This window comes from Actinomadura sp. NPDC048955 (assembly GCF_040649435.1).
In the GTDB taxonomy this organism is placed as follows: domain Bacteria; phylum Actinomycetota; class Actinomycetes; order Streptosporangiales; family Streptosporangiaceae; genus Spirillospora; species Spirillospora luteofluorescens.
In genome coordinates this window covers 318,955-340,169 of record NZ_JBEZJI010000001.1, presented here as the reverse complement: position 1 = coordinate 340,169, position 21,215 = coordinate 318,955, and the positions used below count along the sequence as shown (strand labels likewise).

The window sequence follows — 21,215 nt, the reverse complement described above, 5'->3', positions numbered from 1 at the left end:
CGGAGGGGGACCTCATCCGGCTCAGTCCTCCGGCGCGTCGACGGGGCGCAGGTTCGCGAAGCCCGAGTCGCGGGCGGCGCGCACCGCGAGCACCCCCATGCACGCGATCATGTTGTGCAGCTCACCGGCGAACACCTTCCGGACCGCCTCCTCCAGCGGCACCCACACGACCGGCATGTCGGCCTCCTCGTGGACGCGCTCGAAGTCGATCTGGTCGGCCGGAACCTCGGTGAGGCCACGCGCCAGGAAAATCCGGATGCGCTCGTCGGCCATGCCGGGCGACGGGAACACGTCCAGCAGGGTGTCCCAGCGCTCCGCGCGGTACCCCGACTCCTCCAGCAGCTCGCGCTCGGCGAGCTTGTGCAGGGGCTCGCCGGCCACGTCCCGCAGCCCCGCGGGCGCCTCCCACAGCAGCCGCCCCACCGGATGCCGGTACTGCCGCAACAGCAGCACCCGGTCACGGTCGTCGACGGCGATGACGCCGACCGACCCGGTGTGCTCGATCACGTCGCGGGGCACGGCCTCCGTGGCCTCGCCGCGCGGCATCTCGACCCGGTCGCTGCGGACGTTGAAGACGCGCCCCCGGTACACCGTGGACGACTCCACGACCCTCCAGCGGTCGGGACGGTCGCGGACATCGTCCGGGCCCAGCTCCCCGCCGCTCACGAGGCGTCCGCCGAGCCCGCGCCGCCCTCGCCCGCGCGCGCCTCGGCATAGTCGAGAGCGGCGGACACCAGGCCGGTGAACAGCGGATGCGGGCGCGTCGGGCGGGACCGGAACTCCGGGTGCGCCTGCGTCCCGACGAAGAACGGATGCCGGTCGCGCGGCAGCTCGACGTACTCGACCAGGCGCCCGTCGGGCGACAGGCCCGAGAACCGCAGCCCCGCCTGCTCCAGCCGGTCGCGGTAGGAGTTGTTGACCTCGTAGCGGTGCCGGTGCCGCTCCGACACCTTCGCCTCCCCGTACAGGTCCCGGACGAGCGACCCGTCGGCCAGATCCGCCGGGTAGAGCCCGAGCCGCATCGTGCCGCCCATGTCACGCTCCCCGGCGACGACGTCGAGCTGGTCGGCCATCGTCGCGACCACAGGGTGGGCGGTCGTGGCGTCGAACTCGGAACTGCCGGCATCGGCGAGACCACCCAGGGTCCGCGCCGCCTCGATCACCATGCACTGCAGCCCGAGGCAGATGCCGAGCAGCGGGACACGGTTCTCGCGGGCGTGCCGGATCGCCCCGAGCTTGCCCTCGATGCCGCGGACACCGAACCCGCCGGGCACCAGCACGCCGTCGACACCGTCCAGCTCCCGCTTGGCGCCCTCGGGCGTCTCGCAGTCGTCGCTCTTCACCCAGCGGATGTGCACCTTGGCGTCGTTGCCGAACCCGCCGTGCCGCAGCGCCTCAGTGATCGACAGGTAGGCGTCGGGCAGATCGATGTACTTGCCGACCAGCGCGATCGTCACCTCACGGGCCGGCTTGTGGACCCGGCGCAGCAACTCGTCCCAGGCGCCCCAGTCCACATCGCGGAACGGCAGGTCCAGGCGGCGCACCACGTAGGCGTCCAAGCCCTCGGAATGCAGCACCTTCGGGATGTCGTAGATGCTGGCGGCGTCCACCGCGGACACCACGGCCTCACGGTCCACGTCGCACATCAGGCTGATCTTGTGCTTGAGCCCGTCGGTGATCGGCCGGTCCGACCGGCACACGATCGCGTCGGGCTGGATGCCGATGGAACGCAGCGCGGCGACCGAATGCTGCGTCGGCTTCGTCTTCAACTCACCGGACGGGCCGATGTAAGGCAGCAGCGACACGTGCAGGAAGAAGCAGTTCTCCCGGCCGATCTCATGCCGGATCTGCCGGACCGACTCCAGGAACGGCAACGACTCGATGTCGCCGACCGTCCCGCCCACCTCCGTGATGACGATGTCGACGTCGCCGTCGTCGGCCATCCCCCGGATCCGGTCCTTGATCTCGTTGGTGATGTGCGGGATCACCTGCACCGTGTCGCCGAGGTACTCCCCGCGCCGCTCCTTGGCGATCACGTTCGAGTAGACCTGGCCCGTCGTGACGTTCGCCGACCCGTGCAACTCGGTGTCGAGGAACCGCTCGTAGTGCCCGATGTCCAGATCCGTCTCGGCGCCGTCGTCGGTGACGAAGACCTCGCCGTGCTGGAACGGATTCATCGTGCCGGGGTCGACATTGAGGTACGGGTCCAGCTTCTGCATGGTGACCCGAAGACCGCGGAGGGCGAGAAGCCGCCCGAGGCTGGACGCCGTCAGACCCTTGCCGAGGCTCGAGGCGACACCGCCGGTGACGAAGAGATGCTTGGTAGGACGTGACCTACCAGTGGTAGCCGAAGGCAAGAAGGCGCTCCCGTGGTCGTAACGAGGCGGACGGTACCGCACTGTCCACGGGGTTCTAGCTTATTGCATTTCTCTCCTCCTTCGGCCCGGGGGGCCTCCATCGTCGAGAAACGCGGGCGGTTCTTACTGCGCTTCTCTCCTCCTTCGGGCCTGGCGGCCCTCCATCGTCGAGAAACGCGGGCGATCGCTGGCATCGCTCCGACTCGCCTTGCGGCTCGCTGCGCGATCAGGTTCTCGCTCCGCTCGAACCTGCCTTCGGACGCGATCGCGAGCCCCAGCTCGTCGCGTGGTTGCCGTGGTTGCCGTGGTGGCTGAGGTCGCTGTGTTTATGGCAGCGCCCTCCTCCATCGGGCCTGGCGGCCCTCCATCGTCGGGGCGCCGCGGCGATCGCTGGCATCGCTCCGACTCGCCTTGCGGCTCGCTGCGCGATCAGGTTCTCGCTCCGCTCGAACCTGCCTTCGGACGCGATCGCGGTGCCTAGGTTGTTGCGTGGTTGCGGTTTGGGCTGGTGTCAGCGCGATTGATCCGTCGGTCGACGCGGTAGGGGCGCTGTCGCTCGCGTGGCGCCGCGGCCTCGCCTTCGCTGGCGCGCCCAGTGAGGGCTCGTCGTATTGAAGGCGCGGCCTTTGCGGCGGGGCCCGCTACTGCCGTGCTCGCGCCTGGCGGCGCGGGGCGTGGCCGATTCTGCGACCGGCCCCCTCAGGTCGCGGGCGTGGCGTTGGCGGGGTGCCCCCGCCGTCGCTCATAGGCGGGGGGTGGCGGCTGTGGGCATGATGGTGCGTAGCTGGCGGGTCAGTTCGTCGATCAGGGAGCGGGCCTGGTCGGCGGCCTGGCGGGCGGCGTCGCGTTCCTGGGAGAGCTCGGCGATCTGGGCGCGCTGCTCGGTGACGGCCTGGGCCAGCTGGTCGACCCACTGGTCGCGCTCGGCCAGCTTCTCGGCCACGGCGTCGCGCTCGGCGGCCAGCTGCCGCATCGCCGCGACGGTCTGGTCGCGCTCGCGGCCGGCCTGGTCGGCGCGGCCCCGGGCCAGGGTGAGCTCGGACTCGGCGCGCGCCTGCGCCTGGACGGCGCCCTCCCGGGCCCGCTCGGACGCCTCGCGCGCCTTGGCGCTGCCGTCGCGCTCCCGCTCGGCCTTCTTCGCGGCCTCCAGCGACTGGGCGGCCGTGTCGAGCGCCTGCTGCCGCTCGCCCTCGGCGGCGTCGGCCCGTCCGGCCGCCTCCTGCGCGCGGCGCTCGGCGTCCTGCACGCGGCGCTCGGCCTCCTGGGCGCGGCGCTCGTTCTCCTGCGCGCGGCGCTCGGCGACCTCGGCGCGGCGCCGGGACTCGTCGGCCTCCTTGCCCGCCGCGACGACGGCGTGCTGCAGGTTCTGCGCGGTCATCTCGGCGTCGGTGACCTTGGCGCGCAGCCCCGCCAGCTCGGCGTGCGCGGTCTCCAGCGCGCGGGACAGCTCACCCGCCTGCTCGGCGACGCGGTCGCGCTCGGCCTCCGCGGAACGGCGGCCGCCGACCGCGTCCTCGACGGCGCGCAGGGCGTCGTCGCGGGCCTCGCTCATGGCGTCGCGCTGCTGGATCGCCTGCCGGACCGTCGCCTCGGCCTCGGCGACGCGCCGCTCGGCCTGCTCGACCTGGGCCTGGAACTGCTCCATCTGCCCGCGGGCCTGCTCGGCCTGCGCGCGCGCCTGGTCGGCCTGGACGCGGGCCTGCTCGGCCTGGCCCCGGGCCTGGTCGGCCTGGACACGGCCCTGCTGGGCCTGGTTCCAGGCGGCGGCCGCGTCGCGCTGGGCGTTCTCCTTCTCGGTCTGGAGCGCCGCGATCTGCGTGACGGCCTCGTTCTGCACCTCGGCGGCGCGGCGCTCGGCGTCGGCGACCTGGCGCTCGGCCTCCACGGCGCGGCGGTCGGCCTGCTCGGCCTGGCCGCGGGCGCGCTGCACCTCGCCCCAGGCGGCGGCCGCGTCGCGCTGCGCCGACTCCTTCTCCGCCTGGACGGCCGCGATCTGCGCCGCGGTCTCGTTCTGGGCCTCGGTGACGCGGCGCTCGGCCTCCACGGCGCGGCGGTCGGCCTGCTCGGCCTGGCCGCGGGCGCGCTGCACCTCGCCCCAGGCGGCGGCCGCGTCGCGCTGCGCCGACTCCTTCTCCGCCTGGATGGCGGCGACCTGGGAGGCCGTCTCGGTCTGCGCCTCGCTGACCTTGCGCTCCCCTGCGGCGAGCGCGTCGCCGATGAGGTCGGCCATCTGGCGGAGCCGCTCGACGATGTCCCAGGGCTGGGCCCCGGCCTGCTCGACGTCGGGGCGCATGATCTCCCCCGTCTGCCCGTGCGCGGGCTGGCCGGGCTGCGCGGGCTGCCCGGGCTTGGCCATCTGAATGGGCTGCTGGGCGGACGGCAGCGCCTGCTGCGCGCCGCCCGGGTCGCGTCCCATGGCGGGCCAGGGAGTCGCCGCGTCGGGGACTCCTCGGGAACCGCCGGATCCGTTCAGCTCGCTCACCGGTCTCCTCGCCTCCCGGACGGGAGCGGGCCGGCCGGCGGCACGCCGCCCGCCCTGCTCGCGGCGTTCCCGGCCCGCCGGCTCGTCACATCGCTCACGTGTCTCCTCGCCCGGCGGCGCTCGGCCGCGTTCGCGGGGGTCGTTGTGCACATCTCGTTCGCTCCGCTGCCGGCCCTGCGGCTCCTCGCTTCGCTCACTAGGAGCACTCTAGTCCCGACCAGCGGAACGTTTGCCCAGTTTGGGGTTTGCCTTCTCGACACCCGTCCGGCGTTCGCGCACGCAGGACGCCTGATCGTCGTCTGCGCGACCCGTCCGCGGGGTGCCGTGGGTCACATCCGGCCGCGGCGGCGGCCGGATGGAACAATCGCGCCTCATGGAGCTTCGCACGCTGTACCCGCCGATCGAGCCCTACGACTCGGGGCTGCTCGACGTCGGCGACGGAAACCGTATCTACTGGGAGGTCTGCGGGAACCCGGACGGCAAGCCCGCGGTCATGCTGCACGGCGGGCCGGGCGGCGGGTGCAGCCCGGCGCACCGCCGGCAGTTCGACCCGGAGGCGTACCGGATCGTCCTGTTCGACCAGCGCAACTGCGGGCGCAGCCTGCCGCACGCGAAGGACCCGGAGGTGTCGCTGGAGAGCAACACCACCTGGAACCTGGTCGCCGACATGGAGCGGATCCGCGAACACCTCGGCATCGAGCGCTGGCTGGTGTTCGGCGGAAGCTGGGGCAGCGCGCTGTCGCTGGCGTACGCGCAGACGCACCCCGACCGGGTGACCGAGCTGGTGCTGCGCGGCATCTTCACCCTGCGGCCGTTCGAGCTGTACTGGTTCTACCAGGAGGGGGCGTCGCTGCTGTTCCCCGATCTGTGGGAGAAGTACGTCGAGCCGATCCCCGAGGACGAGCGCGAGGACCTCATCTCGGCGTTCCGCGAGCGGCTCGAATCGCCCGACCCGCAGGTGCGGATCACGGCCGCGAAGGCGTGGGCGACGTGGGAGGGCTCGACGCTCACGCTGCGGCCGGACCCGGAGATGGCCGGGGGCTTCGGCGAGCCCGAGTACGCGGTGGCGTTCGCGCGCATCGAGAACCACTACTTCACCAACGAGGGGTTCTTCGAGGAGGACCAGCTGCTCCGGGACGTGGACAGGATCCGCCACATCCCGGCCGTGATCGTCCAGGGCCGCTACGACGTGTGCACGCCGGTCGCCACGGCGTGGGACCTGCACCGCGCGTGGCCCGAGGCGGACTTCCACATCGTCGACGACGCGGGGCACGCCTACAGCGAGCCGGGCATCCTGCACCACCTGATCGAGGCGACCGACCGTTTCGCCGAGAAGACGTGACTCATGGTGGTCATTTGATAGCGTCCTGTTATCGGACGCTGAGGGGCCGAGCCTGAATCGGTCACACCGAGAATGAGCTTCAGCATGTCCGCAACCGGGTCGGGGTCCGGTTTCCTCGCCCGGCCCCGGCCACCCGGAAGCGGACCAAAATCCACATTTCCTGTCTTGTTGGCAAGCCCGGCCTTACTCTCTGGATAGCGCACCTGCCCCCAGGGGGCAGCACAGAGGGCCTCCCGGAGCGCCTCGACCCACACCCGCCCCACCTCGCCCGCGCGCGGCCCGACCTCCCGCGATGCGAAGTGACGCCCGCCGCACCCGCCCCGTTGTCACCCGATCCATGTGACTTACCTCACATAACCGATATAAAAAGCGGCTCCCCGCCCCGCGGCGAAACGTTAAGGTTGCATTCAGGAAGCATGCCGGCAACATCTCCGGCGCACCCGGCAGTACCTCCTGCGTATCCCGGGGAAAAGCGGATCGCGGCCCGCCTGAAGACCGCCCAAATTGCACCCGAATCGGGAAAGCAATTAATCATACCCACTGGCGAGCGACCTAAACATCTCGTCGATAACATCTATCTGCGATCATCGCGCGAGATTCGCTAAATTGCCTGGACATGGCAGCGCAACCCCTGGAATCACCGACCCGACGCCCCGGGAAGAACGAGACGAACGCGGAAGTGCAACTCCAGGAGCCGAGCCTCGCCGATGGACCCGCGCTTTGGCGGCTCGCCCGGGACTCACGGGTCCTGGACGTCAACTCGCCGTACAGCTACACGCTCTGGTGCCGCGACTTCGCGGACACCTCCGTCGTCGCGCGAGACGACGCGGGTCCGTGCGGCTTCATCACCGGCTACGTCCGCCCGACCCGTCCGGACACGTTCTTCGTGTGGCAGGTCGCGGTCGACGGCGACCACCGCGGCCAGGGGCTCGCCCGCCGCATGCTCGACGCCCTGGCCGACCGCCTCGCGCCCCGGGGGCTCGAGTACATGGAGGCCACGGTCACACCGGACAACACCGCCTCCACCGCGATGTTCGAATCCTTCGCCAGAGCCCGCGGGTGCGAACTCGCCCGCAGCCCGCTGTTCGCCGCGGAGCACTTCCCCGAGGGGGGACACGAGCCCGAGGTGCTCTTCAGGATCGGCCCGATCGCCGCCGCGAACTGACCCACGCTCCACGCCCCCATCCGCTCCTCTCCGACCCTGCCTGGAGGCAGACATGGACGTGTTCGACCGCATGGAATCGGAAGTCCGCGGCTACTGCAGAAGCTGGCCCACGGTGTTCACCACGGCACAGGGCAGCCACATGACCGACGAGAACGGCAAAACCTACCTGGACTTCTTCGCCGGCGCAGGAACCCTCAACTACGGGCACAACAACCCGGGGCTGAAACGCCGGCTGCTGGACTTTCTCGCCGGCGACCCCGTCGTGCACGGCCTCGACATGTACACCTCGGCCAAGCGGGAGTTCCTGGAACGCTTCAACGAGTACGTCCTGGCGCCCCGCGACCTCGACTACAAGGTCCAGTTCCCCGGGCCCGCGGGCAACAACTCGGTCGAGGCGGCGCTGAAACTGGCACGCAAGTACACCGGCCGGGAGACCGTCGTCAGCTTCACCAACGCCTTTCACGGGATGACGCTCGGCGCGCTCGCCGTCACCGGCAATTCGATGAAGCGCACCGGTGCGGGCGTGCCGCTCGGGCACGGCGTGGCGATGCCCTACGACAACTACCTCGACGGCAGGACGCCCGACTTCCTGCTCTTCGAGACGATGCTGGACGACAGCGGCAGCGGCCTCGACAAGCCCGCCGCCGTCATCGTGGAGACCGTGCAGGGCGAGGGCGGCATCAACGTCGCCACGGCCGAGTGGCTGCGCGGCCTGCAGGACCTGTGCCACCGGCAGGACATCCTGCTCATCGTCGACGACGTGCAGATGGGCTGCGGCCGCACCGGGCCGTTCTTCAGCTTCGAGGAGGCCGGGATCACCCCGGACATCGTCTGCCTGTCCAAGTCCCTGAGCGGCTACGGGCTGCCCTTCGCGATCACGCTGATGAAGCGCGAGCTCGACGTGTGGGAGCCGGGCGAGCACAACGGCACCTTCCGCGGCTTCAACCCGGCGTTCATCACGGCCGTCGGCGCGCTGGAGGACTACTGGACCGGCGACGACTTCGAGAAGCAGACCCTCGCCAAGGGCCAGCAGGTCCAGGCGGCGCTGAACGAGATCGCGATCGCGCACGCCGGCGCCATCGACGCCGTCCGCGGCCGCGGCATGGCGTGGGGCCTGGTGATGAAGGACCCGGAGACGGCGCCGCAGGTGTGCGGCGAGGCGTTCGCCCGCGGGCTGCTGATGGAGACCTCCGGCCCCGAGGGCGAGGTCGTCAAGCTGCTGCCGCCGCTCACCACGACCGAGTCCGAGCTGGCCACCGGCCTGGAGATCATCGCGGACTCGGTGGAGGCCGTCCGCCAGAAGATCACCGCCTGAGCCCGCCGGGCACCGACACAGCAGAGGAGTTTCAATGATCGTTCGTTCCCTCGGAGAGATCATCGGCACGGAGCGCGACGTGCAGGCGCCGACCTGGTGCAGCCGCCGCCTCGTGCTGGCCAAAGAGGGCGTCGGGTTCTCGCTGCACGAGACGATCCTGTACGCGGGCACCGAGACGAAGATGTGGTACGCCAACCACATCGAGGCCGTGTACTGCGTCGAGGGCCAGGGCGAGCTGACCAACGACGAGACGGGCGAGAAGCACAAGATCGAGCCTGGCGTGATGTACCTGCTCGACGGCCACGAGCACCACACCCTGCGCGCCCACACCGACGTGCGGACCGTCTGCGTGTTCAACCCGCCCTGCACCGGCCGGGAGGTCCATGACGAGAACGGTGTCTACCCCCTGCTGACCGAGGAGGACGCATGAGCATCATCGAGTCCCATCCGACGATCGACGACGCCTACCCCACCCGGAAGGCCTCCGAGGCCGCGCTGCTGTACCGCCAGGACCCGGTCGTGTACGGCGAGGCGAAGGACGGGCCCATCGACGGCGCGACCCTCGACTCCTTCGAGGCCAACGGGTTCCTGTCCGTCGACCGGCTGATCGCGCCGGAGGAGGTCGAGGACTACCGGGCCGAGCTGCGCCGGCTGTCGTCGGACCCGCGGATCCTGGCCGACGAGCGCACGGTGACCGAGCGCGGCTCGGACGAGGTCCGCTCCATCTTCGAGGTGCACAAGATCAGCGAAGTGTTCGCCGAGCTCGTCCGCGACCCCCGCGTGGTGGGCCGGGCCAGGCAGATCCTGGGCTCGGAGGTTTACGTCCACCAGAGCCGGGTCAACTACAAGCCAGGTTTCACCGGCAAGGACTTCTACTGGCACTCGGACTTCGAGACCTGGCACGCGGAGGACGGCATGCCCCGGATGCGCGCGGTGAGCATATCCATCGCGCTCACCGAGAATTTCGTGCACAATGGCGGGCTAATGATCATGCCTGGCTCGCACAAGACCTTCGTGGCCTGCGTCGGGGAGACCCCGGACGACCACTACAAGGAGTCCCTGCGCGGACAGGAGATCGGTACGCCCGACCCCAACAGCCTGTCGATCCTGGCCGACAAGCACGGGATCGAGCTGTTCACCGGTCCCGCGGGCTCGGCCACCATGTTCGACTGCAACTGCATGCACGGCTCGAACGGGAACATCACCCCGTTCCCGCGCTCCAACGTGTTCATCGTGTTCAACAGCGTGGAGAACACGTGCGTCGAGCCGTTCTCCGCACCCGCGCCCCGGCCCTCCTTCATCGGCGCCCGTGACTTCACTCCCGTCGGAGTCGAGACCTCTCCGGATGGCGGGGCGGGCCGTCCCGCCGCGGAGGGGACCGCCGGCGCCTGAACCTAACAATTCGATAACCCGACCCACCCCGCTCCGCGCCCGCAAGGGGGCCGTCCGGCCTCCCTGCGGGCGCGGAGCGCACCCATCACCAGGAGATCGACGATGACTTCCTCGAGACGCGACTTCCTCCGCACCGCCGTGCTGCTGTCCGCCGCGGCGCCGCTGGCCGCGGCGGGCTGCTCCACGACGGATCCGGAGAAGGAGAAGGCCGGCGGCGGCACGCTGCAGAAGGCCAAGGACTCCGGGACCATCACGGTCGGGTTCGCCAACGAGGCTCCCTACGGCTACACCGACAAGTCCGGGAAGCTGACCGGCGAGGCCCCCGAGCTCGCTCGGGTCATCTTCAAGAACCTCGGCATCGACGAGATCAAGGGCGTCCAGGTCGACTTCGGCGGGCTCATCGGCGGGCTCAACGCCAAGCGCTTCGACGCGATCGCCGCCGGCATGTTCATCACGCCCGAGCGGTGCGCCTCCGCGGCGTTCGGCAACCCCGAGTACGTCGCCAAGAGCGCCTTCATGGTGCCCGAGGGCAACCCGAAGGGCCTCAAGGCCGCCGAGGACCCGGGCAAGAAGGGCGTCAAGGTCGGCGTGCTCACCGGCGCGGTCGAGGCCGGGTACGCCGAGAAGACCGGCGTCAAGAAGGGCGACGTCAAGACCTTCGCCGACCAGGCGAGCGCCTACGAGGGCCTGAAGGCCGGGCGCATCGACTGCATCTGGCTGACCCGCATCTCGCTGGCCGACCTGCTGACCAAGCACAAGGGCGAGGGCTTCGAGGTCACCGACGCGTTCACCCCCGTCATCGACGGCAAGGAGCAGCTCGGCGCGGGCGCGTTCGCGTTCCGCAAGGCCGACTCGGACCTGCTCAACGCCTGGAACGCCGAGCTCGCCAAGCTCCAGCAGGGCAACAAGCTGCTGCCGGTCCTGCAGCCGTTCGGCTTCACCCAGGCGGAGATGCCCGGCCCGGACGACACCGCCGCCAAGTTCTGCCAGGGCTGACCCGTGTCCGAGGTCCTCGACAGCTATCCCCAGTGGCTGGACGGGGCGTGGGTCACCATCCGGCTCACCCTCCTCGGCGGAGCGCTGGCGCTCGTGCTCGCGCTGGTCTTCGGGCTGGCGGGCACGTCACGCAGCGCGGGGGTGCGCGGGCTGAACCGCGTGTACGTGGAGTTCTTCCGCGGCAACGCCACGCTGGTGCTGCTGTACTGGTTCTTCTACGCCCTCCCCCTGATCGGCCTCCGGTTCTCCACGATGTTCGCGGCCGTGCTGGCCCTCGGCCTGAACGTCGGCGCGTACGGCGCCGAGGTGGTGCGCGGATCGATCAACGCCGTCCCGAAGGCGCAGTACGAGGCGACGATCGCGCTGAACTTCACGCCGTTCCAGCGCATGCGGCGCGTGCTGCTGCCGCAGGCGTTCGCGCTGATGCTGCCGCCGTTCGGCAACCTGATCATCGAGCTGATGAAGGGCACCGCCATCGTGTCCCTGGTGGGCCTGGTCGACCTGACCCGCGTCTCCAAGAACATCCAGGGCAGCACCGGCCAGACCGTCGCCTCGTTCACGGTCGTGCTCGTCCTGTACTTCGTGATCGCTCAGGTCCTGCAGCTGTTCGTCCGCTACGCCGAGCGGCGCGTGGACCGGATGCTGGGACGCAGGCTGCCCGCTGAGCCGTCCCTCGGGACGATCGCGGCCGGCGCGCCCGGGGCGGGGGTGAGCGGCTGATGAGCTGGGACTGGCACTACTCCGGCGAGATCCTGCCCGACCTGCTGAACGGGCTGCGCTACACGCTGACCGCGACGCTGCTGGGCTATGTGATCGCCCTGGTCCTCGGGCTGGTGTGGACGCTGCTGCGCCGCTCCCCGAGCCGGGTGTTCAACCAGGTGGTCCGGTGGGTCACCGAGTTCATCAGGTCCACGCCGCTGATCCCGCAGCTGTACTTCGTGTTCTTCGTGCTGCCGGCCTGGGGCGTCACCATCGGGTCCCTCACCGCGGGCACGATCACGCTCGGGATCCACTACTCGACCTACACGGCCGAGGTGTACCGGGCCGGGATCGCCGACGTCCCCAAGGGGCAGTGGGAGGCGTGCACCGCGCTGAACCTGCCGCGTTCGCGGGTGTGGCTGGACGTGGTCCTGCCGCAGGCGATCCGGCGGGTCATCCCGACGCTCGGCAACTACCTGATCGCGATGTTCAAGGATTCGCCGATGCTACTGGCGATCAACGTCGCGGAGCTGCTGTTCTCCGCGTACCAGGTCGGGTCCAAGTCCCTGCAGTTCCTGGAGCCGATCACCATGGTCGGCCTGTTGTTCGTCGTGGTCAGCGTCATATCCTCGATACTCGTCCGCCGCTTGGAGAGGCGTTATGCCACCAATTGACACCGACTCAGTCGACCCCGGGGGCACCGCGGACCGCCCGTCCCCCGAAGGCGCCGCCGAGGCGCCGGCCCCCGTCCCCGGCGAGGCGGCCGCCGGCGCGGGCGTCTCCACGCAGAAGGGCACCGCCACGAAGGCCGGGCCGGCCGCGGGGCTGCCGCGCGGCGAGGCGCCGGGCATCCGCTTCGAGAAGGTGGTGAAGCGCTTCGGCTCCAACGCCGTGCTCCGCGAGCTGGACTTCACCGTGGCGCCCGGCGAGCGGGTCACGCTCATCGGGCCGAGCGGGTCGGGCAAGACCACGATCCTGCGGCTGCTGATGACGCTGGAGACGCTCGACGAGGGACTGATCTGGATCGGCGACGACACGCTGTGGCACATGGACCGCGGCGGCAAGCGCGTCCCGGCGAACCAGAAGCACCTGCACGAGATGCGCAAGCAGGTCGGCATGGTGTTCCAGCAGTTCAACCTGTTCCCGAACATGAACGTGCTGCGCAACCTCACCGAGGGGCCGGTGCGCGTGCTCGGGGTGTCCAAGGACGAGGCGGTCGAGCGGGCCCGCGGCCTGCTCGACATGGTCGGCCTGTCGGACAAGGAGAGCGCGCACCCGACCCAGCTGTCGGGCGGCCAGCAGCAGCGGGTGGCGATCGCGCGGGCGCTCGCCATGCAGCCGAGGGTGCTGCTGCTGGACGAGGTGACCTCGGCGCTCGACCCCGAGCTCGTGGTCGGCGTCCAGGACCTGCTGCGCGACATCGCCCGGCAGAGCGACCTGACCATGCTCTGCGTCACCCACGAGATGACCTTCGCCAAGGACATCTCCGACCGGGTCCTGATGTTCGACCAGGGCCAGATCGTCGAGGAGGGTCCCCCGGACCAGATCTTCGGCGAGCCGTCCGAGCAGCGGACCCGCGACTTCCTGCAGGCCGTGCTCGCGTCCTGACCGGTCCGGGCCCGCCGGCCGGAACCGCGTCCCGTGCGTCGCCCGCGTCCCCGTCGCCCCGGGGACGCGGGCGACTCCCGTTTCCGGGGGCCGCCGCGACGGCGCCCGGGCTCCCGATCACCCCGCCCGCCCCCACACCGAACGCGATTCGGTACCGTGGCGGCGACGGACGAGGAGAGCGAGGCGATGGGCACTTCGATCGTGGGGCTCGGGATGACCGAGCTCGGCAGGGTGTACGGGCGCAGCCCCCGGCGGCTCGCCGCCGACGCGGTACGGCTGGCCGCCGCCGACGCGGGCCTGGCGCTCGGCGACCTGGACGGCCTGCTGGTCAGCCACGGCATGGGCGGTTCGCCCGGGATCGAGCTGGCCGACACGCTCGGCCTGCGCGACCTGCGGCTGCTGGCCCTGGTCAACTCCTACGGGGCGACGGCCGGGGCGATGGTGTCGTACGCGGCGATGTCGGTGCTGAACGGTTCGGCGACCACGGTCGCGTGCGTGTTCGCGGACGCGCCGCTGAAGCCGGAGCAGTCGGCGGGCTCGGCCTACAACCGCAGTTCACGCGAATGGTACGGGTTCGGCGGGATGACGGCGGCGCTCGGCCTGCGCAGCGTGAACTCGCACTACGCCCTCGCCGCCCAGCGGCACATGGCCCGCTACGGGACGACGAGCGAGCAGCTCGGCGCGATCGCCGTGGCGACCCGCGCCTGGGCGTCCGGCAACCCCCTGGCGCAGATGCGGGAGCCGATCACGATCGAGGACCACCAGGCCTCCCGCTGGGTGTCGGAACCCCTGCACCTGCTGGACTGCTGCCTGGTGTCCAACGGTGCGATCGCCGTCATCGTGACGAGCGCCGACCGGGCCCGCGACCTGGCCCGACCGCCCGTCCACCTGTGGGGCTGGGGGCAGGGCCACCCGGGGCACCGCAAGGAGCGCGGCAGCGACTTCGGCCTGGCGACGGGCGCCGCGGCGTCCGGTGCGGCGGCGATGAAGATGGCCGGGATCACCACGGCCGACGTGGACGTGTGCGAGCTGTACGACTGCTACACCTACACCGTCCTGGTGACGCTGGAGGACTACGGGTTCTGCGCCAAGGGCGAGGGCGGCGCGTTCGCCGCGTCCGGCGCGCTCGGGCCCGGCGGGTCGCTGCCGACCAACACCGGCGGCGGGCAGCTGTCGGCGTACTACATGTGGGGCATGACGCCGCTGTCGGAGGCCGTGATCCAGGCGCGGGGGGACGGCGGGCGGCGGCAGGCGCCCTCCACCGACGTGATCCTCGTCAGCGGGAACGGCGGGATCCTCGACCACCACTCCACGCTGGTCGTCAGCCCGCACGAGAAGGGGGCCTAGCCATGGACATCGGCGTTCTGCGGCGGGACGGGCGCACCGACCCGTTCTTCGACGGCACGGCCGCCGGCCGGCTCGTCGTCCGGCGCTGCGAGGCGTGCGACCGGTGGTTCGCGCCGGACGCGAGCGGCTGCCCCGGCTGCGGCGAGGAGGAGCTCGGCTGGGCCGAGGCGAGCGGCGCGGCGACCCTGGTGACCTGGACGATCCTGCCCAAGGAGCCGCCCGCGTTCCTGGCGCTCGTCGAGCTGGCCGAGGGGCCCTGGCTGCACGCCCGCCTGGACGGGGTGGAGCGCGCGGACCTGCGCGAGGGGCTCGCGCTGCGCGCGGCGTTCGAGCATCCGGACGAGGGCGAGTCGTACGTGCTGTTCCGCCCCTGGACCGAACGCGGTTCGGTCCGTTAGCGTCGCCCCATGAACACCGAGGTCTGCGCACGGTTCGGCATCGAGTTCCCGCTGTTCGCCTTCAGCCACTGCCGCGACGTGGTCGCCGCCGTCACCAACGCCGGCGGGTTCGGCGTCCTCGGCGCCGTCGCCTACACGCCGGACCGGCTCGAAGAGGAGCTGCGCTGGATCGACGACCACGTGGGCGGCCGCCCCTACGGCGTCGACGTGCTCGTCCCCGGCAAGATCGACAAGGCGGCGGAGGGCGGCGGCGGCCTGGACGCCCTGCTCGCCGCCGTCCCCGACGAGCACTGGCGCTTCCTCGTCGGCCTGTTCGCCAAGTACGACGTCCCGCCGCCCGACTTCGACAAGGCCCGGCGGTCCAACGCGCGCGGCGGCGCGCAGGTCACCAAGGAGGGCGCGACCGAGCTGATCGACGTGTCGCTCGCCCACCCCATCGGCCTCATCGCCAGCGCCCTCGGCACCCCGCCGCCGCTGATGGTGGAGAAGGCCAAGGCCGCCGGGATCCCCGTCGCCGCGCTGGTCGGGACGTCCGAGCACGCCCGCCGCCAGGTCGCCGCCGGCGTCGACCTCGTCGTCGCGCAGGGCGGCGAGGCGGGCGGGCACACCGGCGAGATCTCCACGATGGTGCTCGTCCCCGAGGTGGTCGACACGGTCGCGCCGGTGCCCGTCCTCGCCGCGGGCGGGATCGCCACCGGGCGCCAGATGGCCGCGGCCCTCGCGCTCGGCGCGTCCGGCGTGTGGTGCGGCTCGGTGTGGCTCACCACCGAGGAGGCCGAGACGTCCCCGCCGGTGAAGGAGAAGCTGCTCGCCGCCACGTCCCGCGACACGATCCGGTCGCGGTCGCGGACCGGCAAGCCCGCCCGGCAGCTGCGTTCGGCGTGGACGCAGGAGTGGGAGGGGCCGGACAGCCCCGGCCCGCTCGGCATGCCGCTCCAGATGATCGTGGCCGAGGGCGCCATGCGGCAGATCACCAAGGTGGCCGAGTCCGGCAACCCGGGCGCCCGCGCCCTCGCGAACTACTTCGTCGGCCAGTGCGTCGGCCTGATGAACACCGTCAAGCCCGCACGCCAGGTCGTCTACGACATGGTCGAGGACTTCGCCGACGCGGTGGATCGGCTCAACGCCGTCACCGGCGAGGAGCCGACCACGCGGTCCTGAGAGGGCCGGAGAACCGCATCCACACCGCCGCCCGCAGCGCTCGTTCAGCGTTTCCCTTCGGCGCACCAGATCGTGCCGCGGAGGTCCGTCCCCCTGATCACCTGGACGCGCCAGGGTCATGGAGACAGGCCGGCAGGTCACTTGATCAACAGTGTGGAACGATGACACGGTGCCCGCTCCCCAGCCCATCGCGGCCGATCCGCCCGGCGTCGTCCCCAGGCCGTGGCTCACTCAGTGGTGGCTTGACCTGGCGTTCCTCCACTGGGCCGTGGAGCCGCGACGAGTGGCGCCGCTGCTGCCCAGAGGCGTTGTTCCGGACACGCTGTACGGCACCACCTATGTCGGCCTTATCGCGTTCCGAATGCACCGGATCGGGTGGTTCGGGCTGCCCGGGATCCCGTACCTGGGGACGTTCCCGGAGACCAACGTGCGGCTGTATTCGGTGGACGCGCAGGGGCGGCGCGGTGTGGTCTTCCGGTCGCTCGACGCCTCGCGGCTGCTGCCCGTGGTGATCGCACGGGCGGGGCTCCGGCTGCCGTACCAGTGGTCGCGCATGGCCATCCGGGCCCGGGGCGACGTGATCAGTTACGCCGGTTCGCGACGCTGGCCGGGCCCGCGCGGCGCCTGCAGCCGGATCGCCGTGCGGATCGGCGAACGGATGGAGGAGCCTTCGGAACTGGAGCACTTCCTGACCGCCCGCTGGGGCATGCACAACGCCTTTCTCGGACGTGTCGCGTTCCTGCCCAACTTCCATCCGCGGTGGCCTCTGCACCGGGCGTCGCTCCTGCGCTGCGAGGAGAACCTCGTGGCGGCGGCGGGTCTGCCGGGGCCGCTCGGGGAGCCGGTGAGCGTGTTGTACTCGCCGGGCGTGAGGGTACGGTTCGGCCGTCCGGACGGTCCGGGCGATCATCGCGGGCGCGGCGGGGGCCGGCTCAGGGGCGCATGACGTTCCGCTACAGGACGAGGGGGCTGCGGCGTTCGAGGAGGACGACGTCGCGCCAGCGCCCGTGGAGGCGGCCGAGGCGTTCACGGACGCCCACGGCGCGGAACCCGGCCCTGGCGTGCAGCCGCAGGCTGGAGGCGTTCTCGGGGAAGACGCCGGACTGGATCGTCCAGATGCCGTCGGCCTCGGTGGAGGCGATCAGGGCGGCCAGCAGCGCGGACCCGACGCCACGCCCCCGGGCTCCAGGGCAGACGTACACGCTGTGCTCGACCACACCGCTGTAGCAGCAGCGGTCGGACACGGCACTGGCGGCGATCCAGCCGAGCACGTCGCCCGGCGAGGTCTCGGCCGCGTCGACGGCCACGTACCGGTGGCGGTCCAGCTTGGCTGCGTCGAACTTCTCCCAGGTGGGGGCGCTGGTCTCGAAGCTCGCCTGCCCGGTGTCCAGGCCGTCCTGGTAGATCGCCAGTACTCGTCCGGCGTCGTCCGCGCGCATGGCCCTGACGGTGACACCGGGGCCCGCCTCGGGGTCGGTCACGGCCGTCCCTCCGGGGATCCGGCGGGCAGGGCGGGGACGGGCCTGCCCATGACGACGTCGGCGGCGGACGGGAAGCAGCCGACGCAGGCGGCGTTGACGCGATAGTAGGAGGCGGTGCCCCGCCGTTCCGCCAGCACGAACCGCACCCGGGCCAGCACCCTCAGATGGGCCGAGACGGTCGACTGGCCGACCTCCACCGCCTTCACGATCTCGCCGACGCTCATGGGGCGGTCCCGGCGGGCCAGCAGCGAGACGATCTGGATCCGGGTGGGGTCGGCCAGGGCCCTGAACCAGGAGGCGTACTCGGCGGCGGTGGGCCGGTCCAGCGGGCCCTTCTCAGCATCCATCGTTAATCGACGATAGACGATGAAAGCTCGAAGATCCAGGCCAGGCGCCCCGCGACCGTCCCCGCGATGTCAGTCCCCTGGGCCACACTCCTCCGTATGAGCCTGCCAGAGGACTTGGACGCGTTGGCGCGCACGGTGATCGACGGAAACCGGTACATGACCCTGGGGACGAGCGAAGCCGATCACCGGCCCCGCCTGTCGCCGGTGTACTTCACGCACGCCGGCTACCGCACGTTCTACTGGGTGTCCTCCCCGGACGCGCTGCACTCGGGCAACATCGCCGCGCGTCCGGAGGTCGCCATCGTCATCTACGACTCGACCGTGGAGATCGGGCAGGGCCGCGCCGTGTACATCGACGCCGTGGCCTCCGTCGTCGCGGACGAGGAGCTGCCGCGACGCTGCGCCGACGCGTTCCCCCAGGTCGATCCCGACGCCGTGGCCTTCCGGCCGGACGAGCTCAGCGGCGGCGCACCGCTGCGCCTCTACCACGCGGACGCGACCGGATTCGAGGTTCACCTGCCGGGCCGGGACCCGCGCAACGCCGCCGGCATCGACACCCGCCGCCGCGTGAACCCGGTACCGCAGACCTGACCCGGCCGCGGATCCATGCCGCGTGTCACCCCTGGCCGGTGTCGCGCGCCGCGGTGACGGCCACGGTGGCGTAAGGCATGGTGAAGGCGCCCCCCATGGCGTCGATGGCCTCGCCGACGCCTTCCAGCACCTGCGCCCGGTCGGCGTCCGGGAGCCTGGTCAGCGTGCCGTGGGTGGGCATCTGGTCCAGCCATTCGTCGCGGGTGTAGGTGTGCTCCCAGTCGAACCGCCACTGCTCCGGCTCACCGAAGCCCCCGGCGCTCCGGATCCCGTCGGCGGCCTTGGCGAACATCAGCTGGTAGGTGTCCATGGCCGACCTGCCCGTCCGGATGTCGAACGGCGAGTCGGGCACGACCCGTCGATAGACGGCGGCGAAGGCCTCCACGACCGTGGACGGGAGCTCGAACACGTGCCAGAACGCCGCCAGCCGGCCGCCCGGCCGCAGCACCCGCGCCGCCTTGGCCGCTCCGGCGACGGGGTCCACCCAGTGCCAGGCCGTCCCGGCGATCACGGCGTCGAAGTCCCGGCCCGCCGGGTCCCAGGACTCGAACGTCGCCTCCTCGACCTCCAGCCCGCCGCGCCGCGCGAAGCCGGCCATCCGCGCGTCGGGCTCGACGCCGAGCACCGTGCAGCCGGCGGCCTGGAACTGGCGGGCTTCGATGCCCGTGCCGCAGCCGACGTCCAGGACGTCCGGCCCGGGGCTGGCGGCGGCGATCCGCTCCACGAGAGCGTCGGGATAGCGGGGCCGGGCGCGGTCGTAGCGTTCGGCGTCCGAGCCGAAGGACTCCGCCACCTCGCGGGCGCGGTGCGGTTCGGGGGGAGGGCCGGTCGATATAGTGGGCATGCGCCCACTATGAATGGGCGCTTGCCCACTCGTCAAGGGAGGAACCGCCGTGCCGACAGGGGTCGCCATGCGCGACGTGCGCGAGCAGCTGTTCGACGCCGCCGAGCGCGTCCTGCTGCGGGACGGGCCGAGCGCCCTGACCAGCCGGGCGGTCACCACCGAGGCGGGCTGCGCCAAGGGCGTCCTGCACCGGCACTTCGCCGACTTCGACGCCTTCCTCGCCGAGTTCGTGCTGGACCGCGTGGACCGGATGGACGCCGAGACCGCCGCCCTGCGCGACGCCGCCGGGACCGGCACCGTCGTCGGCAACCTCTCCGAGGCCCTGAGAGCCGTCTACGCGTCGGTCGCCGTCGCGATCGTCCCCCTCATCACCTTCCGGGACGAGTTGCGCGCCCGGCTGCGGCGGACCTGGCCTGCCGGGGTGCCGGTGCTGACCGAGGCCGTGGAGATGATCGCCTCCTACCTCTCCGCCGAGCGCGACCTCGGCCGGATCGCGGCGGACGCCGAGGTCGACCTGCTCGCCCCCACCCTGGTCGGCGCCGGCCACCTGCTGTTCGCCGACCGGACCGCCCCGCCTCCGGACGACGAGGCCGTGCGCAGGACGGTGACCGGCGTCGTCGCGGCCGTGCTGCGCTGACTCCCCTAGAGCCGTTCGATGACGAGGCGCTCGTCCCGGACGGTCACCGGCGTGTCGAACGCCGCGCAGGCCTTGGCGAACCGGTCGATGATCCAGGCACGGTCGGCGCCGGCCGCCAGGCGGGTGCGGCAGAAGTCCAGCCGGATCGGGACCGCCTCGATCCGGGACGGCCCCGCGTCGTCCAGCGTCACCAGGAACAGCAGGCCGAGATCGTTGCGCAGCAGGGCGTCGACCGCGTAGTCGTCGATGAAGTCGCCCATGTCGAACATCACCGGCCACGCCACGGGGTGGAAGACGTGCGCGGAACTCCCGGCGACGAGCGTCGCGCCCGCGTCCACCAGCCTCCCCGCCGCGCGCCGCACGTAGGGCAGCGGCACCGGGATCATGTTCGGGCCCCAGTGCGGCATGACCAGGACGGCGTCGTGCCCGCCGCGCAGGCGCCGGACCTCCTCCAGCAGGAAGCCGGGGACGCCGTCCTCCAGATCCGCATAGGCGACGCCCGGACGGTCCGCCCCCGCCGCGAAGTCGGCCGGATGATCCGTGACGCCGAGGACCGCGACCCGCGCTCCCCCGGCCTCCAGGACGGCTGGCTCCCGCGCCCGCTCCAGGTCCTCGCCGGCGCCCACGGTCCGGATGCCCGCGCGCCCGAGGAGGTCGAGCGTGTCCGCGAGCGCGTCCGGTCCGTAGTCCAGGGCGTGGTTGTTGGCGAGCGTCACGCAGTCCACGCCGAGGTCGGCGAGGGTCTCGGCCGCGGCCGGCGGCGCACGGAAGTGGAAGGGCTTGCCCGGCGCGTCCCACCGCCGCCCGCGCCCGGACACGCAGCACTCCAGGTTCACCACGGCGAGATCGGCCTCGCCGAACACCTCGCGCACCCCGTCGGAGAACAGGCCGTGCGGGCCGAACGCGGCGATCTCCTCCGCGACGCCGCGTCCCAGCATCGTGTCTCCGGCGAGCGCGATCGTGATGGCCATGCGCAGAACCCCCTAGGACAGTCGTGCCCTGGTCGGGGACGGCTCTCACCGGCCCGGCGAGATCGGGCTCTGCGAGATCGGG

The 21,215-nt window shown here is 71.6% G+C and carries 22 protein-coding genes; 15 read left to right on the top strand and 7 right to left on the bottom strand.

Going from position 1 to position 21,215, the window contains the following annotated elements:
* Positions 1-21: 21 nt before the first annotated feature.
* From AB0C84_RS01605 to AB0C84_RS01595, 3 genes are all read right to left on the bottom strand, one after another.
* Positions 22-666 (bottom strand): NUDIX hydrolase, encoded by a 645-nt coding sequence (locus AB0C84_RS01605; RefSeq protein WP_361060103.1) that lies wholly within the window; start codon positions 664-666, stop codon positions 22-24.
* A complete protein-coding gene (locus AB0C84_RS01600) occupies positions 663-2,357 on the bottom strand; it encodes a CTP synthase (RefSeq protein WP_179842679.1) in 1,695 nt (564 codons plus the stop codon). The genes AB0C84_RS01605 and AB0C84_RS01600 overlap by 4 nt, the downstream gene beginning before the upstream one ends.
* Before the next feature lie 742 nt (positions 2,358-3,099).
* Positions 3,100-4,839, bottom strand: a complete 1,740-nt coding sequence (locus tag AB0C84_RS01595; protein ID WP_179842680.1) for a hypothetical protein — start codon at positions 4,837-4,839, stop codon at positions 3,100-3,102.
* 373 nt (positions 4,840-5,212) lie between these two features.
* Between AB0C84_RS01595 and pip the strand changes: the two genes are divergently transcribed.
* The 13 genes from pip (at position 5,213) to AB0C84_RS01530 (ending at position 17,208) form a co-directional block, all read left to right on the top strand.
* The gene (gene pip, locus AB0C84_RS01590; RefSeq protein ID WP_361060100.1) at positions 5,213-6,181 is read left to right on the top strand and encodes a prolyl aminopeptidase; all 969 of its coding nucleotides are present in this window, start codon (positions 5,213-5,215) and stop codon (positions 6,179-6,181) included.
* Positions 6,182-6,797: 616 nt separating this feature from the next.
* Positions 6,798-7,346 carry a diaminobutyrate acetyltransferase gene (gene ectA / locus AB0C84_RS01585; protein ID WP_361060098.1) on the top strand — a complete coding sequence of 183 codons (549 nt, stop codon included), beginning with the start codon at positions 6,798-6,800 and terminating at the stop codon, positions 7,344-7,346.
* A 52-nt stretch (positions 7,347-7,398) separates the two neighbouring features.
* Positions 7,399-8,661 carry a diaminobutyrate--2-oxoglutarate transaminase gene (ectB, locus tag AB0C84_RS01580; protein WP_361060096.1) on the top strand — a complete coding sequence of 421 codons (1,263 nt, stop codon included), beginning with the start codon at positions 7,399-7,401 and terminating at the stop codon, positions 8,659-8,661.
* 34 nt (positions 8,662-8,695) lie between these two features.
* Positions 8,696-9,091 carry an ectoine synthase gene (locus tag AB0C84_RS01575; protein ID WP_179842684.1) on the top strand — a complete coding sequence of 132 codons (396 nt, stop codon included), beginning with the start codon at positions 8,696-8,698 and terminating at the stop codon, positions 9,089-9,091.
* The gene (gene thpD / locus AB0C84_RS01570) at positions 9,088-10,053 is read left to right on the top strand and encodes an ectoine hydroxylase (protein ID WP_361060094.1); all 966 of its coding nucleotides are present in this window, start codon (positions 9,088-9,090) and stop codon (positions 10,051-10,053) included. Before AB0C84_RS01575 ends, thpD begins: the two co-directional genes overlap by 4 nt.
* A gap of 102 nt (positions 10,054-10,155) precedes the next feature.
* Positions 10,156-11,049, top strand: a complete 894-nt coding sequence (gene ehuB / locus AB0C84_RS01565) for an ectoine/hydroxyectoine ABC transporter substrate-binding protein EhuB (protein ID WP_179842686.1) — start codon at positions 10,156-10,158, stop codon at positions 11,047-11,049.
* A 3-nt stretch (positions 11,050-11,052) separates the two neighbouring features.
* Entirely contained in the window at positions 11,053-11,769 is a 717-nt protein-coding gene (ehuC, locus tag AB0C84_RS01560; protein WP_258939089.1) for an ectoine/hydroxyectoine ABC transporter permease subunit EhuC, read from the top strand.
* Positions 11,769-12,422, top strand: coding sequence for an ectoine/hydroxyectoine ABC transporter permease subunit EhuD (gene ehuD, locus AB0C84_RS01555; RefSeq protein ID WP_179842688.1), 654 nt, complete (start codon positions 11,769-11,771; stop codon positions 12,420-12,422). Before ehuC ends, ehuD begins: the two co-directional genes overlap by 1 nt.
* Positions 12,409-13,356, top strand: coding sequence for an ectoine/hydroxyectoine ABC transporter ATP-binding protein EhuA (ehuA, locus tag AB0C84_RS01550; RefSeq protein ID WP_361060090.1), 948 nt, complete (start codon positions 12,409-12,411; stop codon positions 13,354-13,356). Before ehuD ends, ehuA begins: the two co-directional genes overlap by 14 nt.
* Before the next feature lie 186 nt (positions 13,357-13,542).
* Positions 13,543-14,703 carry a thiolase family protein gene (locus AB0C84_RS01545; protein WP_361060088.1) on the top strand — a complete coding sequence of 387 codons (1,161 nt, stop codon included), beginning with the start codon at positions 13,543-13,545 and terminating at the stop codon, positions 14,701-14,703.
* A 2-nt stretch (positions 14,704-14,705) separates the two neighbouring features.
* Entirely contained in the window at positions 14,706-15,101 is a 396-nt protein-coding gene (locus AB0C84_RS01540; protein WP_179842690.1) for an OB-fold domain-containing protein, read from the top strand.
* Between the two features lie 9 nt (positions 15,102-15,110).
* Positions 15,111-16,262, top strand: coding sequence for a nitronate monooxygenase (locus tag AB0C84_RS01535; RefSeq protein WP_361060085.1), 1,152 nt, complete (start codon positions 15,111-15,113; stop codon positions 16,260-16,262).
* A gap of 169 nt (positions 16,263-16,431) precedes the next feature.
* Positions 16,432-17,208 (top strand): DUF2071 domain-containing protein, encoded by a 777-nt coding sequence (locus tag AB0C84_RS01530; RefSeq protein ID WP_361060083.1) that lies wholly within the window; start codon positions 16,432-16,434, stop codon positions 17,206-17,208.
* A gap of 7 nt (positions 17,209-17,215) precedes the next feature.
* Here AB0C84_RS01530 and AB0C84_RS01525 read toward each other — a convergent pair whose 3' ends face one another.
* On the bottom strand, positions 17,216-17,743 hold the full coding sequence (locus AB0C84_RS01525) for an N-acetyltransferase family protein (RefSeq protein ID WP_361060081.1): 528 nt from the start codon (positions 17,741-17,743) through the stop codon (positions 17,216-17,218).
* A complete protein-coding gene (locus tag AB0C84_RS01520; RefSeq protein ID WP_258939083.1) occupies positions 17,740-18,090 on the bottom strand; it encodes a metalloregulator ArsR/SmtB family transcription factor in 351 nt (116 codons plus the stop codon). The genes AB0C84_RS01525 and AB0C84_RS01520 overlap by 4 nt, the downstream gene beginning before the upstream one ends.
* A 96-nt stretch (positions 18,091-18,186) precedes the next feature.
* Here AB0C84_RS01520 and AB0C84_RS01515 point away from each other — a divergent pair, with 96 nt between their 5' ends.
* Positions 18,187-18,681 carry a pyridoxamine 5'-phosphate oxidase family protein gene (locus AB0C84_RS01515; protein WP_361060079.1) on the top strand — a complete coding sequence of 165 codons (495 nt, stop codon included), beginning with the start codon at positions 18,187-18,189 and terminating at the stop codon, positions 18,679-18,681.
* A gap of 25 nt (positions 18,682-18,706) precedes the next feature.
* Here the strand turns inward: AB0C84_RS01515 and AB0C84_RS01510 are convergent, their stop codons facing one another.
* On the bottom strand, positions 18,707-19,525 hold the full coding sequence (locus AB0C84_RS01510; RefSeq protein ID WP_361060077.1) for a class I SAM-dependent methyltransferase: 819 nt from the start codon (positions 19,523-19,525) through the stop codon (positions 18,707-18,709).
* Between the two features lie 49 nt (positions 19,526-19,574).
* Between AB0C84_RS01510 and AB0C84_RS01505 the strand changes: the two genes are divergently transcribed.
* Positions 19,575-20,162 (top strand): TetR family transcriptional regulator, encoded by a 588-nt coding sequence (locus AB0C84_RS01505; protein ID WP_361060075.1) that lies wholly within the window; start codon positions 19,575-19,577, stop codon positions 20,160-20,162.
* A 5-nt stretch (positions 20,163-20,167) separates the two neighbouring features.
* Here AB0C84_RS01505 and AB0C84_RS01500 read toward each other — a convergent pair whose 3' ends face one another.
* The gene (locus AB0C84_RS01500) at positions 20,168-21,133 is read right to left on the bottom strand and encodes a CapA family protein (RefSeq protein ID WP_361060073.1); all 966 of its coding nucleotides are present in this window, start codon (positions 21,131-21,133) and stop codon (positions 20,168-20,170) included.
* Positions 21,134-21,215 lie beyond the last annotated feature (82 nt).

Excerpts from the sequence above, each read along its gene's own strand:
- pip (WP_361060100.1), top strand. The coding sequence starts at position 5,213 with ATGGAGCTTCGCACGCTGTACCCGCCGATCGAGCCCTACGACTCGGGG.
- ectA (WP_361060098.1), top strand. The coding sequence starts at position 6,798 with ATGGCAGCGCAACCCCTGGAATCACCGACCCGACGCCCCGGGAAGAAC.
- ectB (WP_361060096.1), top strand. The coding sequence starts at position 7,399 with ATGGACGTGTTCGACCGCATGGAATCGGAAGTCCGCGGCTACTGCAGA.
- AB0C84_RS01575 (WP_179842684.1), top strand. The coding sequence starts at position 8,696 with ATGATCGTTCGTTCCCTCGGAGAGATCATCGGCACGGAGCGCGACGTG.
- thpD (WP_361060094.1), top strand. The coding sequence starts at position 9,088 with ATGAGCATCATCGAGTCCCATCCGACGATCGACGACGCCTACCCCACC.
- ehuB (WP_179842686.1), top strand. The coding sequence starts at position 10,156 with ATGACTTCCTCGAGACGCGACTTCCTCCGCACCGCCGTGCTGCTGTCC.
- ehuD (WP_179842688.1), top strand. The coding sequence starts at position 11,769 with ATGAGCTGGGACTGGCACTACTCCGGCGAGATCCTGCCCGACCTGCTG.
- ehuA (WP_361060090.1), top strand. The coding sequence starts at position 12,409 with ATGCCACCAATTGACACCGACTCAGTCGACCCCGGGGGCACCGCGGAC.
- AB0C84_RS01545 (WP_361060088.1), top strand. The coding sequence starts at position 13,543 with ATGGGCACTTCGATCGTGGGGCTCGGGATGACCGAGCTCGGCAGGGTG.
- AB0C84_RS01540 (WP_179842690.1), top strand. The coding sequence starts at position 14,706 with ATGGACATCGGCGTTCTGCGGCGGGACGGGCGCACCGACCCGTTCTTC.
- AB0C84_RS01535 (WP_361060085.1), top strand. The coding sequence starts at position 15,111 with ATGAACACCGAGGTCTGCGCACGGTTCGGCATCGAGTTCCCGCTGTTC.
- AB0C84_RS01520 (WP_258939083.1), bottom strand. The coding sequence starts at position 18,090 with ATGGATGCTGAGAAGGGCCCGCTGGACCGGCCCACCGCCGCCGAGTAC.
- AB0C84_RS01515 (WP_361060079.1), top strand. The coding sequence starts at position 18,187 with ATGAGCCTGCCAGAGGACTTGGACGCGTTGGCGCGCACGGTGATCGAC.
- AB0C84_RS01510 (WP_361060077.1), bottom strand. The coding sequence starts at position 19,525 with ATGCCCACTATATCGACCGGCCCTCCCCCCGAACCGCACCGCGCCCGC.
- AB0C84_RS01500 (WP_361060073.1), bottom strand. The coding sequence starts at position 21,133 with ATGGCCATCACGATCGCGCTCGCCGGAGACACGATGCTGGGACGCGGC.